The organism is Marinobacter sp. HL-58 (assembly GCF_001314605.1).
In the GTDB taxonomy this organism is placed as follows: domain Bacteria; phylum Pseudomonadota; class Gammaproteobacteria; order Pseudomonadales; family Oleiphilaceae; genus Marinobacter.
The window spans coordinates 122,182-138,767 of the sequence record NZ_LIHP01000002.1 but is presented as its reverse complement, the minus strand read 5'-3'; the positions used below and the strand labels follow the sequence as shown (position 1 = coordinate 138,767).

Genomic DNA, 16,586 nt, shown 5'->3' with positions numbered 1-16,586 from the left:
CTCAGGATGTGCGATCAGAGCTGTCTCCGGCAAGAATCCTGGAGGCGCGTTCGCGCTCCTCGTCTGTCAGCGCGGTTCCGGTTTCGTCGTTACGACGGGCGCGGATCACAATGCCGGCAACCACCAGCAAACCGATCAGCACGGCAATGACCGGTGTAGCCCACAGCAGCAGGGTACGGCGCTCCACCTGGGGCTTGTAACGCACAAACTCGCCAAATCGGGCCACCAGGGCACCGACAATCTCTTCATCGGAGGCACCATCCGACATCATCTGGTAGGCCTCGTCACGCATGTCTTTGGATATGGGGGCGTTGGAATCAGCAATATTCTGGTTCTGGCACTTGGGGCAGCGAAGTTCCGAAATCAGGTTATGGAACCGTTGCTCTTCCTGCTGTGTGTCGAAACTGTACACATCACTGGGCTCGGCGGTTACCGCCGGCCCGTACATCATCAAGAAAAAGGCGATCAGCACCGGGCGCAACATCAGATCTTCTCCCTGTACTGTTCAATCAGCGGTTCCAGATCCTGTTCCCAGACCTTCTCATTGACCACGCCCACATGGCGATGGCGAACGATACCCTCGGCATCGATAACGTAGGTTTCCGGGGCCCCGTAGACACCCAGATCAAAACCGAGCCGGCCACGGGGATCATAGATTGATACCTGGTACGGGTCTCCCAGCTTGTCCAGCCAGTCCAGCGCATCATCACGATTGTCTTTGTAGTTCAGGCCAACAATTCGAATTCCCTTTTCTTCCGCCAGCCACACCAGGTCATCATGCTCATCCCGGCAGGCCGGGCACCAGGTGCCCCAGACATTCAGCAACGATACCTGCCCCTTGAACAACTCGGGATCCAGCTCCCGGCCTTCATCATGCAGGTCGGTCAACAGGAATTCCGGCACCGGCTTTCCAATCAGGGCCGACTCCAGTTTATTGGGGTCCTTGCCGATGCCGGCAAACAGAACCACACCCAGTACCGCCGCAAGGACAACCGGGATAAACAGGAACATCCGCTTCATGAAACGGCTCCTGCCGGGTCAACCCGGCCCTGATCTCCTGTTTTTGCCGAATCGACAGCCTCGCCCTGAGCGGCCTTGTCACGAACCCGGTAACGACGATCCGCGATCGCAAGGAAACCACCAGCGGCCATAAACAGCGAACCGAGCCACAACCAGCGCACCAGGGGCTTGTATTGCAGACGGATGGCCCAGGCTTCATCGGAAACCCGTTCGCCAATAGCCACGAACACATCACGGAACAGTCCGGCATCAATGCCCGCTTCGGTCATGGTATTGCGCTGTACCATGTACTGGCGTTTTTCGGGGTAAAGGGTCGATACCACCCGGCCGTTATCGTCAGAAACCTCAAAACGTCCGTATTCCGCTGTAAAGTTCTTGCCCCGGCGGTTGCCGATCTCGGTAAAAGACACCTCATAGTCACCCACCGACGCCGTATCCCCGGGCGACATACGCACATCCCGCTCAATACCGTAATTGGACACCACCGTTGCGCCGGCCATGGTAATGGCCAGGCCCAGATGCCCGAGCACCATGCCGTAATAACTTCTAGACTGGCGTTTCAGCCCGTGCAGGCGGCCGTTTCTGGATCCGGACTTGTCCCAGATGTCCCAGAAGGTTGCCACGCTGATCCACACCGCCGCAAAAACACCACCAAACGCCCAGGGCTTGAAGCCTCCGTAGGCGAGCATGACGGCGGCGGTTACCACGATGCTGACAGCCAGCGGCCACAACAGCTTGCGGCCCAGCCAGCCACCGTCGGTTTTCTTCCAGCGTGAGAATATACCTGCACCCAGTAACAGGCCGGCGGCAATACCCAGCGGACTGAAGGTCAGGTTGAAGAACGGCTCACCGATGGAAAGCCGCCCCATATCAAGATAATCCAGTACCAGGGGGTACAGGGTGCCTACCAGAACCAGAAGCGTCGCGGCTACCAGCAATACGTTATTGAGGAGCAGGAAAATCTCCCGTGACAGGCTGCCATAACGGGAGCGCACGTGCACAACCGGTGCCCTGAACGCATAGAGCGTCAGGCTTGAGATGATGGTAATGGCCAGCAACACCAGCAGGAAGGTACCCCGGTCCGGGTCGGACGCGAAGGCATGCACCGATGTCAGCACACCGGAACGCACGAGGAAGGTTCCCAGCAGGCTCAGTGAGAAGGTGACAATGGCCAGCAGAACCGTCCAGCTTTTGAACACGCCTCGTTTCTCGGTGACAGCAAGACTGTGCATCAGCGCGGTGCCTGACAACCAGGGCAACAATGAAGCATTCTCCACCGGGTCCCAGAACCACCAGCCGCCCCATCCAAGTTCGTAATAGGCCCACCAGCTACCCAGGGCGATGCCCAGCGACAGGAAGGCCCAGGCCACGGTTGTCCAGGGTCTTGACCAGCGTGCCCAGGCGGCGTCGAGCTTGCCATTGATCAGCGCTGCGATGGCAAATGCAAAGGCCACCGCAAAACCAACGTACCCCATATACAGCATGGGAGGATGAACGATAAGCCCGAAATCCTGCAGTAGCGGATTCAGGTCGGCACCATCAGAGGGAACATCGGGCAGTGTGCGGTCAAAGGGATTGGAGGTAATGATGGTAAACAACAGAAAGCCCACTGTGATCATGCCCAGCACGGCCAGTACCTGTGACACCATCACCGCCGGCAGCCGGCGACTGAAAACGGCAACGGCCAGAGCCCAGCCCACAAGCATCAGTATCCAGAGCAGCAAAGACCCCTCGTGGCCACCCCATACGGCACTGAACTTGTAGTACCAGGGCAACATGCTGTTGCTGTTATTGGCCACGTAGGCCACGGAAAAGTCATCGGTCACGAAAGCGTGGGTCAGTATCCCGAAGGCCAGCGCCACAAACACAAACAGCCCCGAAGACAGGGGCCTGGCGAAGGCCTGAAGCTGGTCACGACCGGTCACCGAGCCCACAAGTGGGACCACGGAAAGCAACACTGCCAGCAACAGCGCGAGTATCAGTGCAATCTGTCCGAGTTCCGGATACATCAGGGTTCTCCAACTAGTTCAACAGGGATGCCTTCAGGTTCAGTAACTGGCGGCAGCGTCACTTTCCGCACCGGACATGGCCGCCCGCTTGCCAGCCGCTTTTTCCAGCGCCTCATTCACTTCCGGAGGCATGTAGTTTTCATCGTGCTTTGCCAGCACCTGGTCGGCCACAAAGCGACCATTCTTATCAAGCCGGCCCATGGCAACAACGCCCTGCCCCTCAGCAAAAAGATCCGGCAGGATACCGGTGTATTCAACGAGGACGGACGAAGAGAAGTCGGTAACCTTGAACTCCACTTTCAGGCTTTCCGGATCCCGCAGTACCGAGCCATCCTCCACCATCCCGCCAGCTCTGATACGGACATCCACTGGCGCTTCGCCATCCGCAATCTGGCTCGGATCATAAAACAGGTTGATATTCTGCCGCAGCGCATAGGTGGTCAGGCCCACTGCCACCGACACACCGACAAGCAGGAAAAGTACAATGGTCAGCCGTTTTTTACGGATCGGATGCATGGTTTGTCTACCGGTCAGTCTTGTGAAGGTTCAATTCGGGTAAAGCTGGCGCCAGCCGGGCTGGTATTCCTTACCTGCGTGCTGTTCATCCGGCGGCGCTGCTGTGCAATGACAAAACGGCGCTGACGGAGCGACCAGAAGGCAATGGCACCCATCAGCACGAAAAACACGAAGTAGCAGGACCAGACATAGGGGCCGTGCCCTTCCATAGCGATAAATGCTCCGAACGAGTCGAATGCCATCGGATCAGCTCCCCCTTGCCTGGATCAGTTCTTTTACCCAGCGGGTGCGACCTTCCCGCAGCAGGATTTCGGTCTGCATCCGCAGGCAGGCAAGCCAGCCGAAAACAAGATACAGGCCCAGCACCGACAGTAACAGCGGCACCCACATTTCCGGCGGCATGCTGGGCTTTTCCGTCAGCTTGAACGTGGCCGGCTGGTGGAGGGTATTCCACCACTCCACGGAGTATTTGATGATAGGTATATTTACTACGCCCACCAGCACCAGAACGGCAACCGCACGTGCCGACGATTTTTCATCCGATATGGCTGCCCCCAGGGCAATCACACCGAAGTAAAGAAACAGCAGGATCAGCATGGAAGTAAGCCGGGCATCCCAGATCCACCAGGTTCCCCAGGTGGGCTTACCCCAGACCGCTCCGGTAAACAGGGCCAGGAAGGTCAGAATCGCACCCACCGGCGCCACCGCCTTGACAAACACATCCGCAAGCTTCATGCGCCATACCAGGGTTACCAGGCCTGCCACCGCCATCATGATATAGACAGACTGGGCCAGGAAGGCCGCCGGCACATGAATAAAAATGATACGGTAGCTGTTGCCCTGAAGATAATCCTGGGGTGCGAAAGCCAGCCCCCAGCCAATGCCCGCCGCCAGCATGGCCACGCCAACCCAAAGCAGCCAGGGCATTAAGGTTGCGGCAATACCGAAAAACCACTTCGGCGAGCCCAGCTTGTGAAAAATTTGCCACATCAGGTTGCTACCCTTTTACCTTTTTAACTGTTGGACAGACTGATTCGCAAAGCGGCGGCCGATGCGAACGGCGCCAGGGTCAGGGCCAACACCAGAAACGCCCCCATCAGCGCCAGCTGCCCGCCTACCGGCGCACCTTCGGAGGCGGCCGTGACCGTTCCGGTACCGAAAATCAGCACCGGAATGTACAGCGGAATGATCAGCAGTGACAAGAGCACGCCCGCTGCCCGCAACCCCAGGGTTAATGCTGCCCCGATGGAACCGATCAGACTGAGCACCGGCGTTCCGATCAGCAGCGTTAGACACAAAACCGCAACAGAGTTCCCCTGCAGATGCACCATTACCCCGAGAACCGGTGCCAGCAGCACCAGTGGCAGCCCTGTCAGCACCCAGTGCGCAAGGGATTTCGCCATGACCAGCAGAAACAGTGGTTGTGGCTGGAGCACCAGTTGCTCCAGCGTGCCATCATCGAAATCATGCCGGTAAAGGTGATCCAGTGACAAAAGTACCGACAGCAATGCCGCTACCCACAGGATACCGCTGCCGGCCTGCTGGAGAAATGACACTTCCGGGCTAACCCCGAGGGGAAAAAGGGTTACGACCATCACGAAAAACAACAGTGGATTAAGCAGATCCTGGGGCTGACGGAGTGCGATTTTCAGGTCCCGGATAAAGACAGCCTTCATGGCGGTTGCCGTGCCCACAGAGGTGTCGGGTGAGCGCAGGGTAACGGTGAACTCAGTGGTCATAGCCGTCACCTCCCCCCAGTGTAACCCGGTGCATGGATGGCAACCGCAGATCATGGTGGGTTGTCACGATAACAGCACCGCCATTTTCCACTCGCTCCACCAGCAGTTTTTCCAGAGCCGCTACCCCGTGAATATCGATGGCGGTGAACACTTCATCCAGTATCCACAGGGGCTCGTCTGCCACCAGCAACCTCGCCAGTGCCACCCTTCGCTGCTGTCCAGCAGAAAGATTGCGGCAGGGCACCGTCTGGAAGCCATCAAGGCCGGTTCCTTCCAGTGCCTGCCAGAGCACTTTGTCCGGCAGTGAACGGCGGCCCGCCATCAGGGCACGCAGGTTTTCCATCGGAGAAAGTAGCGGTTTGATACCGGGGCGGTGTCCGAGATAAAGCATGTTGCGGAGAAATTCTTCCCGGTAGGTATGGCGGTCATGGCCGCGCCAGAGCAGGTCGCCGCTGTAACTGTCGTTCAGCCCTGCCAGTATCCGCAACAGTGTGGTCTTGCCGGAACCGTTGGGACCCTCGACACGGATCAGCGTACCGGGCAGTATGGCAAAGGAGAGGTTCCGGAACAGTATCCGGCCATCCCGCTCACACTCAAGATTCACAGCCTGTAGTAACGGCTCAGACATCGGGGCCCCAGGGCTATAGACTTTACTGACCCGGCGGGTTCAGACGTTAACAAAGGCAATCCTTGCCAGCGGCGCGTATTATAACGAAAGCGTCCCGGAAATACTCTTGTCTGACATCAAAACAGTGACAATGAAATTACCAAACGGCACCCCCGCACCGCCACCCAGAACAGACGCACCCGCGCCAGCTCCTTCCCGGCCAGCGGGACAGCAATCCGTGGCCACATCGGAAGCGGCCTCCGCCAGGGTACAGCTTGATCAGCTCAAGCTGGGCGACCGTGAAGCCACACTGGCACGGGTAGCCGAAGTGCTCAACCGCCAGTCATCCGCGGGCGCGCAACTGTTGCTGGAAATACGCGGCCAGGCTCTGACCGTTCAGGCCGCTATCGGGGATACCGCCCTGGAAACCGGCGACTGGGTCAAGGTAATGCGGGCAGGCAATGAACTGCAACTGATGGGCAAGCTGGCGCAGGCACCGGAAGCCGGCATTGCTCGGGCCCTGGCCCAACGCCTGCCCTGGCAGCAGTCCATTGATGCCGGCCTGGCGAAACTTGTGGCGGCGCTGACCCAGGGTGTGAAACAGGATCCGCTTCCCGGCCAGTTGCCCTCATCGCGGCCGGCACAACCTCTCCCGGAAGCTGCCAGGCTGGCCATTGAACAGCTGGTGGCCAGATTACCGTCGGGGAATCAGCTGACACCCGGAGCCGGTGCCCAGGCGACCACGCCCCAACAGGTGCAACAGTGGATATCGGAAAGCGGGCTGTTTGCCGAGTCTCGCCTGGCGCAGGCCCCTTCTGCCCAGCTACCGGATCTCAAGCTCGCGCTGGGCAGAGTCATTACGGCACTGCTGGCGAACCAGGGCAGCACCCCGGAGCAGTTCAACCGGCTGACACCCATCGCCACCCCGGAACTGATGCAGGCGCCACTGCAGTTTCCGCAGCCGATGACGACGGCTCAGGCACGCAGTGATGGAGAGCCTCCCAGTGTCGGCCAGATGCTCCGTCTGCTGGCGGGAATGCTTAACCGTATCACGGTCAATCAGTTACACAGCCAGGTTCTGACAGCACGAGGCGGGGGTGATACGACAGCACCTGCCTCCACCCTGCTCCTGGACCTGCCCTGGCTGACACCCCAGAATGAACCAAGAATTGCGCAGCTCAGGATCGATCAGTATCCGCATGAACAGGAATCACAACGACACTCCTCACCCTCGGCATCGACCGAATGGCGGCTGTCACTGGCCATGGACCTGGATGAAGCAGGGCCACTGCACTTTGATATTGCCCTGCGCCAGCAGGCGGTCAGCGCCCGGGTATGGGCAGAGAAACAGGCCACCCTGCGCACGGTGAATCAGGAACTCCCCGCCCTGCGCCAGAGCCTCACCGACCTTGGCCTGGAGGTAACCGAGCTGGAGTGCCGCCGGGGAATACCCCAGAGCAGCGTTACCAGACTTGAACACAGACTGGTGGATACACGGGCATGACATCGGACAGACAACATCGGGACGGTCGGGCCGCCGTAGCGCTCAAATACGATGGTGAGCAGGCCCCCACCATCACCGCAACCGGCACCCACGAACTGGCGGAGGAGATTATCCGCATTGCCCGTGAGCATGACGTTCCCCTGTATGAAAATGCAGAACTGGCCAGCATCCTGGCCCGGCTCTCCCTGAACGAAGAAATCCCGGAATCGCTGTACCGGGTTATCGCCGAGATTCTGGCGTTTGCGTTCCATATCCGGGGGCTTACTCCCGGTGACCGCAAGCCCGGCGCCGGGGATGCGTCAGTGGATCAGTGAACGAAGTGCCCAGACCTGCTGCCAGTTATCGCCGTGCCTCGGTGCCACGGCCGTCTCGAAATAATGCTTCAGTCGGCGCCGGTCTTCCGGCTGGTCCTTCAGTGCCGAGCCGATAATATGGTGCATCAGCTGCTCCACCGTCATGGCGCCGCCACCGTAATACCAGGCATTAAGGCTGGCCGCGTGGGCGACGGACACCGCTTCCGCCGTCGACAGGGCCGAGCCCGCCAGCCGGTCAGTGCTGCGGCCATCCAGGGTCTGGCCATTGCGGAGCTCGTGGAACATGGTCACCAGAATCTCGACCACCGATTCATCCGGATCCACGCTGATGCCTGCCCGGTTATTGGCCTTGCGAACCTCCCGCAGCACCACACCCAATTCATCGGACAGGTTGCGGATCGGGCGGATTTCCTCGAAATCCATGCGCCGTTTCAGGGCCGCACTCATCCGGTGAACACCCTCGTCGATACTGTTGGAGGTGGCGATAACGTTGAAGCCTTCCCGTGCCAGCACCACCCCTTCCTCGCCGGCCAGCTCCGGGATCACAACCACACGGTCTGACAACACGGAAAGCAGGGCATCCTGCAGCGCCTGCGGGCAACGGGCAATTTCCTCAAACCGCACCATGCGCCCCTCCATCATGCCCCGCAGCAGGGGGCTTGGCACCAGCGCCTTCAGGGACGGGCCCTCGGCGCGGAGCACCGACTCGTTCCAACTGTACAGCAACTGCCCGACCTGGTTCACCGCCCCGCCCTGGAGCGTGAGGGTGGAACTCCCGGAAATGGCCGCTGACAACAATTCCGATAACCAGGACTTGGCCGTGCCGGGCTCCCCTACCAGGAGGCACCCGCGACTCGTGCACAGGGAAATGATAATCCGCACCACCATCGCCCGGTCGGCTACGAATTTCCGCTCGATACCGAGTTTCTCGTCCCCCGTGACAAATTTTTCCACGGCACGGGGTGACATCTGCCAGCCGGGAGGTACCGGCCCGTGGTCCATGCCCTTCAGCTTATCCAGCTCTGCGGCGTAGACGACCTCTGCCGGCTCACGCTGGGCCGCTTTACGGGCCTGATCCTTGCTGTTCATTCCTGCCTCCTGCGGCCACCACGGACTTCCGGCGCCATACGCTCCCGCGGGAGGATACGTGGCAGTTCCGAAAGCGGGATAATGCCTTCAATCACATGGTCCAGTGCGCTGTCCCGCATGGTTATCAGGCCTGCATCCAGAGCCCGCCAGCGGAGTTCTCCGATGGGCGGCTGGCTGGAAATGGCATTACGGATATCGGAATCCACCTCCATATATTCAACGATCGCCACCCGGCCCCGGGTACCGCGGCCGTTACATTTGTCACAGCCGGCCCCTTCAAAACACCGGAAATCGGCCGGGGGGCCGTCCGGAAACACCTCGGACAGAATCGCTGCATCCGGCTTTGCCGGTTTCCGGCAATGCCCGCAGATTCGTTTGGCAAGACGCTGGGCGATCACCGCCAGCAACTCTCCGGCAATCGAGTTGGGGTGCACACCCAGGTCGTACAGCCGCTGCAGCGAATCCACGGCGTCATTACAGTGCAGTGTCGAAAGCACCACATGACCTGTCTGGGAGGCCCTGATCGCCTCCATCGCGGTTTCCTGGTCGCGGATTTCGCCAACGAGAATGACATCCGGGTCCTCGCGCACAAACGCTCTCATGGCGTCGGCAAAGCCAAAACCGATCTGCGTCCGAACACGGGTTTGCTGAATGTTGTCGATGGAGTATTCGATCGGATCCTCAACTGTGATTACCTTGCGGCGACCATCGTCAGCCAGGGTCTGCAATCCGGCATAGAGTGTGGTGGATTTGCCTGAACCGGTCGGGCCGACCACCAGCACGAGGCCGGCGGGGTTATCCAGAAGCCGCTGATACCTGGCCCCGATCATCGGCGACATCCCGAGCTCGGCAATGGTCATCGCGCGCCCGGTCTGGGGTAACAGCCGGACAATCGCATGCTCACCGTGAAGCGAAGGCTGGGTCTGGATACGCAGGTCGTAAGCCATGTCGCCCAGTTGCAGTCGGGAACGCCCGCCCTGTGGGAGCCTGTGCTCGGCAATGTTCAGCTCGGCCCTGAGCTTGATCACATTGATCACCCCTTTGATTTCCCGGGGTGACAACTGGTACTGGGGCAGATCGTGAAGGTCGCCATCTACCCTGAGGCGGATACGGATGCGATCCCCGTACTGCTCGATGTGAATATCACTGGCTTTTTCACTGACCGCATCCATCAGGATGGCCTCGTACACAGACACCAGATACGGGCTGACGTGGCTGTTCCCGACGTCATTACCCAGGAGCTGGTCCTTGCCCCCTCCGGTGTCCTGCGTCTCATCGACGCCGTGATCAGCAACAAAACTGCGACCCTTCGCGGTCAGATCCAGAGCGGACCAGATACGACGAAAATCGTTCGGCGTGACCAGCAGGCACTCGATTACCTGATTCGGCGTCAGGCGCTCCAGCTGGTCAGTCCGCACATCCGGATCATCTGTCACAACCGTGATCTTGCCGTCATCCTCGGCAACCGGAATCAGGCGTGACAGGTCCAGAAAGGTGCGGGAAAACCGGTGGAACAGCGCCGGGTTCAGGTTCGGGAGAACATCATCCGCATCCGTAAAGATCATGCCCCGCTGCCGGGCGAGGGAGCGGTAAAGGTCTATCTCCTCAAGGTTCAGCTTGCGCCGGAGCACATCCAGCAGCCGACAATTCTGCTTCTCGGCTTCGGCCCGGGCCTCCGCCAGAATCTTGTCATCCACCACACCCTGATCAATCAGGATCTGCTCGACATTGCGGTTGAAATCCACCCAGCCCAGAGTGCGAACCCGATCCAGATCTGCCTGCCGTCGCAGGAACATCGCCAGGCTGGGGACGGGGCCGGCACGGCCTTCCAGGCAGACCAGCCTTCCCCCTTCCCGCAGGAAACGGGTCATGGACTTCCAGTCGGAGATAAAGGTAGTGCACAGCACCAGATCACAAGGCTGATCAGGTTCAGGTGCCTCTTCAGCATCTGCAATCACCACATCCACGTTGTGCATGCCGAGCCGGAAAAACCGTTGCCTGGCCGCTTCTGCAACCACCGGGTTCTTTTCCAGGTAGATAACCCTGTGGGCCAGTTCTGACAGCACTGCAGCGAGATAGCCTGAGCCACCACCCACGTGCATTACAACCTGGTCCGGTTCGATCTCGGGCATCAGGGAGAGGATATGCCTGACGGTTTCTTCTCGGGGGATGGAATGGCCGGTAATCGATGGAATGAGATCGGAACCGGAAACAAATTCATGGCGGGATACAGATCTGAGGGCCTCAACGGCCCTCGAGTACACTCTCTTCATTCAACAGCGTCCATCACAGCATGGGATCAGGCCGCCTGACGTTTTCTGAGTGCTGATACCAGCTCGGCCTCGGGGCGGGAAATCCCGCACGTGTTCATAAGATCGTCGATATCGGCCCCGAGATCAACCAGTCTGGAGGCTTCGTCGTAGGATATTCTGAGGGGGTCATTCTGGCGCATCTCATCCAGCATACCCCTCAGTTCATGGAGCTGACGCTCGCAGGTAACTACCCGCTGCCCTACCCCCATACTGCCACTGGCGGTTGCATGCAGCTCCCGCCCGAGGGTTTCACTTCGTTCTTTAATCTGTTCGCGAAGCTTGCGGATTTCACGGCGTGACAGCATGCCCTGGACAAACAGCAGGGACAGGGCTGCAGCTGTCATAAGCCAGGGAGCCTGGGAAGGAAGATCTGCAAACATGATGGACGTCCTCGGTTAATTGTTCCACTGGGCGTCCATCCTGCCTGCAGGCCGGCGGCAGCCGGCACTTACAGTGCGGAGATTTCAGCCCACTCGTGGTCTGACAACATCTTGTCGAACTCGACCAGTATGATCAGCTCGCCGTTCTTGTTACACACACCCTGGATGAACTTGGCACTTTCCTCGTTCCCCACATTGGGTGCCGTCTCGATTTCACTGGCTTTCAGGTACACAACCTCGGCCACCGAATCCACCAGGATTCCCATCACCTGGTTGGAGGATTCCATCACCACAATGCGTGTCGAGTCGGTGACCTCCGCATCCGCCAGACCAAAACGACGGCGGGTATCGATAACGGTGACCACATTACCCCGCAGGTTGATGATGCCCAGAACATAGTCAGGGGCACCCGGAACCGGCGCGATCTCCGTGTACCGCAACACTTCCTGGATCTGCATGACATCAATGCCATAGGTTTCATCGTCCAGTCTGAAGGTTACGTACTGCAGTACCTGATCATCCTGGGCCTGATTTTGTTGTCCGCTCGGGGATGCCATAGCCTTGTGTCTCCTGTGGGCTGCCCCTGCGGGCAACCTGATCGTCAAAAATTCATCATCAGTGCCCAATACTATAGTTAAGGGCACAAACCGTGCCAGCACAGCACGGTTTCATTCAGTAACCGGATTCAGCTCAGATCCAGGTGCTGTTCACGCTCGGCCCGCACCAGCAGGTTCGCCATGGTTTGTACATCAATCAGCGCGCACATGTGGTCGATGACAGTACCCGCCAGCCACGGCCGCTTACTGCGGGCAGTCCGCCAGCGCACTTCATCCGGCTTCAGGGTAAAGGACTGGGCAACATCGTCACAGGCCAGCCCCCACTCGCTGCTGTCCAGGCGGATCACGAATCGGTAGTTATCCCGGGCATTGGCCGGGGCCCGGCCCGCCATGATCCACTCGGCGGTATCCACCACCCTCAGGTTGTGGTCCCGGTCCGGACGCATGCCCATATACCATCGCGGGCTGCCGGGAATCGGCTTTACCGGCTCTTCGATACGATGAATGGCGCCCAGCAGTATCAATGGCACCGCCAGTTGCAGCCCCGCCACCGTGAAGATCAGGCATTCGAAGGGCCTGTCTGACCACTCCGGGCGGCCGGGCGGTTCCGGCTCCGGCTCCGGCTCCGGTGGTGACGGAATATCGGCGGCCCGGGTTTCCTGCACCGGAGGCGGCGGCGCGACACGTTTACGTTCGCGAACCACCGGTTTTGGCGGTTCCGGCTCATCCCGCAACGCTGTGTCCGTTGCCGTATGCAGCAGTTCATCCAGATAGCTGGCAATCGCCGCGTCGGGACCGGCCAGCTGCGTCAATTTCCTGTCAGCCATGACGGCGTTCCCTCACCGACCCTACCCGGGCCACCAGGTCATCCAGTAAATGACGGTAAGCACGCACACCGTGTGTCTGTGCATCCAGTGCCGAGGGCGTCAGCCCTGCCTGGCTGGCATCACGGAATTTTGTATCCACGGGGATGGCAAACTGCCACAGGGATTCGCGGTAGGTTTTGCGCAACAGATTAAGGCTGGTTACCGATGCCTGGGTGCGCCGGTCAAACAGCGTCGGCACGATGGTATAGGAAAGCTCATTTTTCTGGGAACGCATGATCATGGTCAATGTGTGGAGCATGCGCTCCAGGCCCTTGATGGCCAGAAATTCAGTCTGTACCGGAATGATCAGGTGCTGGGCCGCCGCCAGGGCATTGACCATCAACACACCCAGAGATGGCGTGTTATCCAGCAGCACGTAGTCGAAGTCGTCCCATAGCTGGGCGAGGGCACGGGATATGATCAGGCCCATCCCCTCGACGCCCACCATCCGACGCTCCAGGGTTGCCAGTGCGGCACTGGCCGGCAACAGCGAGAGCCCCGGGCAGCTGGTATCGGTAATCAGTTGCGCCGGCAGGCCTTCTGGCACCTTGCCCTGGTGCTGGAACAGGTCGAACACGCTGTGAGCGATGGTGTCCGGATCGTACCCGAACCAGCTGGTCAGGGAGCCATGGGGATCAAGATCCACTACCAGCACCCGCTTGCCGCTCTCGGCGAGCAGACCGCCCAACGCAACAACCGATGTGGTTTTCCCCACACCGCCTTTTTGATTGGCTACTGCCCAGATTCGCACGCTGCACTCTCCAGTAAAATCAGCCCCGGAATTGCCGGAAACCATAGGGAGTTATCGGCCATCATCCGCTCAACTTGAAAAATTTCGGCAAGGGATTGCCGGCATGAAACATGTACGGGAGTTAATACAGATATTGTGCCAACTTGCCTATAGGGACCTTCCGTCATCCTCCGCAGGTCCCTGACTGTAAAGCGGTTATCGCATGGCTCCGCGGATACTGGCATCACGGGATACCAGCAGCACGACGCGGCGGTTGCGCCGCCGCCCCTCCTCGGTATCATTCCGGGCAACCGGTTGGAACTGTCCGTAGCCCACGGCTGCCAGGCGCTCGTTTTCAATCCCTTCCATAGACAGCATCCGTACAATCGCCGCGGCCCTGGCGGCCGACAACTCCCAGTTGGAAGGAAATGCACTGGTGCGTATCGGGCGGTCATCGGTAAAGCCCTCCACCCTGACGGCGTTATCACGGTTACGGAGCACGCCGGCGATTTTTTCCACCACCTCAAAGGCGTCGTAATGAGGTTCCGCGTCGCCACTACCGAACAGCAGGCTGTTGCGCAGGCTGAGCTCAAGCCATTCATCGCTGGTTTCCAGGGTAACCACACCCTGGTTGATCAATTCGTCGAACTCCAGTGACAGCTGGTCCGCCATGGCCCTGAGAGCCTCTGTGCGCCCCGCCTCACTCATTGATGGATTCTGCGGCGCTTCGGTGACAGGCGGATCAATCACGTCTTCCGCCGCCCGGGGTGTTGAACGGCGGGGCTGATCACCCACTTCAATAGGCTGGAAGGAACGCTGGGGCGCATTGAACACGCCTGTCATGGTTTCCGATAACACCTTGTACTTGCCCTCGTTCACCGAGGACACGGAATACATCACCACAAAGAAGGCAAACAGCAGGGTAATGAAGTCGGCATAGGAAATCAGCCATCGTTCCTTGTTGTGGAGGTCGTCGTCCTGGCGCCTGCGACGTCTCATTGTTCACCACCTCCATGCCAGCACGCCTGCACTACAGGAAGCCCCTCAGGCGCAGCTCGATGGATTTCGGGTTCTCGCCATCGGCAATGGCAATGATGCCGTCGATCATCATGTCTTCATAACGGGTACGTTCCCGGACGATGCCACGCAACTTGTTGGCAACAGGGAAAAACAGCAGGTTGGCCAGAGCCACACCGTAAATGGTGGCCACAAACGCCGTGGCAATACCGCTGCCCAGTGACTGGGGGTCTTCCAGGTTGGTCATCACCTGGATCAGGCCCATCACCGCACCGATAATGCCGATGGTCGGTGAGTAGCCACCCATGGCCTCGAACACCTTCGCGGACTCCAGATCCCGTTGCTCCCGTGATTCCAGGTCCACTTCCATGATACTGCGGATGGTTTCCGTTTCAGCGCCATCCACCAGCAATTGCAGCCCCTTGCGGGCAAAGCGCTCGGACTCCTTTTCCGCCAGTCCCTCCAGCCCCAGCAGCCCCTGCTTGCGGGCTTTCACACTCCAGTCGATAACCTTGCCAATGCCGTCCTCAAGGCTGATGTAGGGCGGAAAGAAGACCCAGCGGACCTGGGAAAACGCCCGCTTCAGCAACGGCCAGGACGTCTGGAGGATCGTGGCGGCAAAGGTACCACCAATGACAATCAGTCCGGCGGGGCCATTGAAGAGGGAACTGACCGCACCACCTTCCAGCAGGTTGCCACCAAGGATGGCAACGAACGCGAGAATAACGCCCAGCAGACTGAGGATATCCATCAGCTCACTCCCTCGACCAGTCGCGGGCCAATGTCCTCGAGGGGCAGCACCTGGTCCGTCAGACCGGCTTTGGCCACCGCCATGGGCATACCGTAGATCACCGATGTTTTCTCATCCTGGGACCAGATATCAGAACCACTCTGTTTCATCAGCCGGCAGCCTTCCTTGCCGTCTGCGCCCATGCCGGTGAGGATCACCCCGAGAGTCTTTCCGGGGAAACTTCGCGCCAGGGAACCAAAGGTGACATCCACACAGGGTTTGTAGTTGAGGCGGTCATCGCCGGGCAGGATCCGCACCCGGCCCTGGCCGCCCCGGTTTTCAATCATCATCTGCTTGCCACCGGGAGCCAGCAGAGCCAGCCCCGGTTTGAGCATGTCGCCATCGACCGCCTGGCGAACCTCAATCCGGCAGAGTTTGTTCAGGCGCTCTGCAAAGGCAGGGGTAAAACTGGCTGGCATGTGCTGGATCAGCACCAACGGGGCAGGAAATCCGGCCGGCAGTGCCATCAGCACCTTCTGCAGTGCAACCGGGCCGCCGGTTGAGGTGCCAATGGCTACCACGCTGTAGTGCTTCGCGGAACCACGCCGGGTTGCGGGCCGGGCCGGCGCCTGTGGCTCCGGTGCGGGCCGGGGCATTTCACGCCCGCGCTCGGGGCGTGGGCTCGCCGGGGCCGCGCGTTTTTCCGGGGCAGACGGAGCCGCCGGTGGTGTAACAGGCGAAGGGGCGGATTTTGCTCCCGGCCGGCTGCCGGCAACATCGAGGATACGATCAATCAGGATTTTCTGGAGCTGGCTGGAATCCCTGGCAATTTCCTCGAAATTCTTGGGCAGAAAATCCACCGCGCCGGCTTCAAGGGCATCGAGGGTAACCCGGGCGCCTTCATAGGTCAGGGACGAGAACATCAGCACGGGGATGGAATGCCGCTTCATGATTTCGCGAACGGCGGTAATACCGTCCATCACCGGCATTTCGTAATCCATGGTGATCACATCAGGCCGCAGCTTTTCCGCCAGTTCCACGCCTTCACGACCATTCGTGGCAACGCCCACTACCTTGATCTGACCTGATGCGGTCAGGATTTCCGTCAGCCGCTTGCGGAAGAAACCTGAATCATCAACGACCAGGACAGAAACCGTCATCCATTTCTCCTAAGTGCGGGCCCGCTGACAAGGGTG

Annotated in this window: 19 protein-coding genes; 2 read left to right on the top strand and 17 right to left on the bottom strand. The window is 59.5% G+C overall.

The window, feature by feature from the left end:
* Position 1: 1 nt before the first annotated feature.
* From HLUCCO03_RS02820 to ccmA, 8 genes are read right to left on the bottom strand one after another with little or no spacing between them, the layout of a single operon-like run.
* The gene (locus HLUCCO03_RS02820; protein ID WP_027832514.1) at positions 2–484 is read right to left on the bottom strand and encodes a cytochrome c-type biogenesis protein; all 483 of its coding nucleotides are present in this window, start codon (positions 482–484) and stop codon (positions 2–4) included.
* Positions 484–1,020, bottom strand: a complete 537-nt coding sequence (locus HLUCCO03_RS02815) for a DsbE family thiol:disulfide interchange protein (RefSeq protein WP_027832515.1) — start codon at positions 1,018–1,020, stop codon at positions 484–486. Before HLUCCO03_RS02815 ends, HLUCCO03_RS02820 begins: the two co-directional genes overlap by 1 nt.
* Complete coding sequence (locus HLUCCO03_RS02810; RefSeq protein ID WP_027832516.1) at positions 1,017–3,029, bottom strand: heme lyase CcmF/NrfE family subunit; 2,013 nt, start codon at positions 3,027–3,029, stop codon at positions 1,017–1,019. The genes HLUCCO03_RS02815 and HLUCCO03_RS02810 overlap by 4 nt, the downstream gene beginning before the upstream one ends.
* A 39-nt stretch (positions 3,030–3,068) precedes the next feature.
* Positions 3,069–3,545: a cytochrome c maturation protein CcmE gene (gene ccmE / locus HLUCCO03_RS02805; protein WP_027832517.1), complete on the bottom strand. Its 477-nt coding sequence runs from the start codon at positions 3,543–3,545 to the stop codon at positions 3,069–3,071.
* Positions 3,546–3,559: 14 nt separating this feature from the next.
* Entirely contained in the window at positions 3,560–3,787 is a 228-nt protein-coding gene (gene ccmD / locus HLUCCO03_RS02800) for a heme exporter protein CcmD (protein WP_027832518.1), read from the bottom strand.
* 4 nt (positions 3,788–3,791) lie between these two features.
* Positions 3,792–4,535, bottom strand: coding sequence for a heme ABC transporter permease (locus tag HLUCCO03_RS02795; RefSeq protein ID WP_036197588.1), 744 nt, complete (start codon positions 4,533–4,535; stop codon positions 3,792–3,794).
* Positions 4,536–4,558: 23 nt separating this feature from the next.
* The gene (gene ccmB, locus HLUCCO03_RS02790; protein WP_292016606.1) at positions 4,559–5,221 is read right to left on the bottom strand and encodes a heme exporter protein CcmB; all 663 of its coding nucleotides are present in this window, start codon (positions 5,219–5,221) and stop codon (positions 4,559–4,561) included.
* Between the two features lie 52 nt (positions 5,222–5,273).
* Positions 5,274–5,912, bottom strand: coding sequence for a cytochrome c biogenesis heme-transporting ATPase CcmA (gene ccmA / locus HLUCCO03_RS02785; protein ID WP_027832521.1), 639 nt, complete (start codon positions 5,910–5,912; stop codon positions 5,274–5,276).
* 217 nt (positions 5,913–6,129) lie between these two features.
* On the opposite strand from ccmA, the gene HLUCCO03_RS02780 reads away from it, so the two are divergent.
* Together HLUCCO03_RS02780 and HLUCCO03_RS02775 are read left to right on the top strand one after the other, a co-directional pair.
* Positions 6,130–7,395 (top strand): flagellar hook-length control protein FliK, encoded by a 1,266-nt coding sequence (locus HLUCCO03_RS02780; protein WP_367142334.1) that lies wholly within the window; start codon positions 6,130–6,132, stop codon positions 7,393–7,395.
* Positions 7,392–7,709: an EscU/YscU/HrcU family type III secretion system export apparatus switch protein gene (locus tag HLUCCO03_RS02775; RefSeq protein ID WP_027832523.1), complete on the top strand. Its 318-nt coding sequence runs from the start codon at positions 7,392–7,394 to the stop codon at positions 7,707–7,709. Before HLUCCO03_RS02780 ends, HLUCCO03_RS02775 begins: the two co-directional genes overlap by 4 nt.
* Here HLUCCO03_RS02775 and HLUCCO03_RS02770 read toward each other — a convergent pair.
* The 9 genes from HLUCCO03_RS02770 to HLUCCO03_RS02730 all read right to left on the bottom strand — a co-directional run bounded on the left by HLUCCO03_RS02770 (position 7,695) and on the right by HLUCCO03_RS02730 (position 16,550).
* The gene (locus HLUCCO03_RS02770) at positions 7,695–8,798 is read right to left on the bottom strand and encodes an AAA family ATPase (protein WP_027832524.1); all 1,104 of its coding nucleotides are present in this window, start codon (positions 8,796–8,798) and stop codon (positions 7,695–7,697) included. The genes HLUCCO03_RS02775 and HLUCCO03_RS02770 overlap by 15 nt on opposite strands.
* Positions 8,795–11,071, bottom strand: a complete 2,277-nt coding sequence (locus tag HLUCCO03_RS02765) for an ATPase, T2SS/T4P/T4SS family (protein ID WP_027832525.1) — start codon at positions 11,069–11,071, stop codon at positions 8,795–8,797. Before HLUCCO03_RS02765 ends, HLUCCO03_RS02770 begins: the two co-directional genes overlap by 4 nt.
* A gap of 26 nt (positions 11,072–11,097) precedes the next feature.
* Positions 11,098–11,490 carry a DUF2802 domain-containing protein gene (locus tag HLUCCO03_RS02760; RefSeq protein WP_027832526.1) on the bottom strand — a complete coding sequence of 131 codons (393 nt, stop codon included), beginning with the start codon at positions 11,488–11,490 and terminating at the stop codon, positions 11,098–11,100.
* A gap of 68 nt (positions 11,491–11,558) precedes the next feature.
* A complete protein-coding gene (locus tag HLUCCO03_RS02755; RefSeq protein ID WP_027832527.1) occupies positions 11,559–12,047 on the bottom strand; it encodes a chemotaxis protein CheW in 489 nt (162 codons plus the stop codon).
* Between the two features lie 128 nt (positions 12,048–12,175).
* On the bottom strand, positions 12,176–12,874 hold the full coding sequence (locus HLUCCO03_RS02750) for a chemotaxis protein CheW (protein WP_027832528.1): 699 nt from the start codon (positions 12,872–12,874) through the stop codon (positions 12,176–12,178).
* The gene (locus HLUCCO03_RS02745) at positions 12,867–13,664 is read right to left on the bottom strand and encodes a ParA family protein (RefSeq protein ID WP_027832529.1); all 798 of its coding nucleotides are present in this window, start codon (positions 13,662–13,664) and stop codon (positions 12,867–12,869) included. Before HLUCCO03_RS02745 ends, HLUCCO03_RS02750 begins: the two co-directional genes overlap by 8 nt.
* A gap of 195 nt (positions 13,665–13,859) precedes the next feature.
* Complete coding sequence (motD, locus tag HLUCCO03_RS02740) at positions 13,860–14,642, bottom strand: flagellar motor protein MotD (protein WP_027832530.1); 783 nt, start codon at positions 14,640–14,642, stop codon at positions 13,860–13,862.
* Between the two features lie 31 nt (positions 14,643–14,673).
* Positions 14,674–15,411: a flagellar motor protein gene (locus tag HLUCCO03_RS02735; RefSeq protein ID WP_027832531.1), complete on the bottom strand. Its 738-nt coding sequence runs from the start codon at positions 15,409–15,411 to the stop codon at positions 14,674–14,676.
* Positions 15,411–16,550 (bottom strand): chemotaxis response regulator protein-glutamate methylesterase, encoded by a 1,140-nt coding sequence (locus HLUCCO03_RS02730; RefSeq protein WP_027832532.1) that lies wholly within the window; start codon positions 16,548–16,550, stop codon positions 15,411–15,413. The genes HLUCCO03_RS02735 and HLUCCO03_RS02730 overlap by 1 nt, the downstream gene beginning before the upstream one ends.
* Positions 16,551–16,586 lie beyond the last annotated feature (36 nt).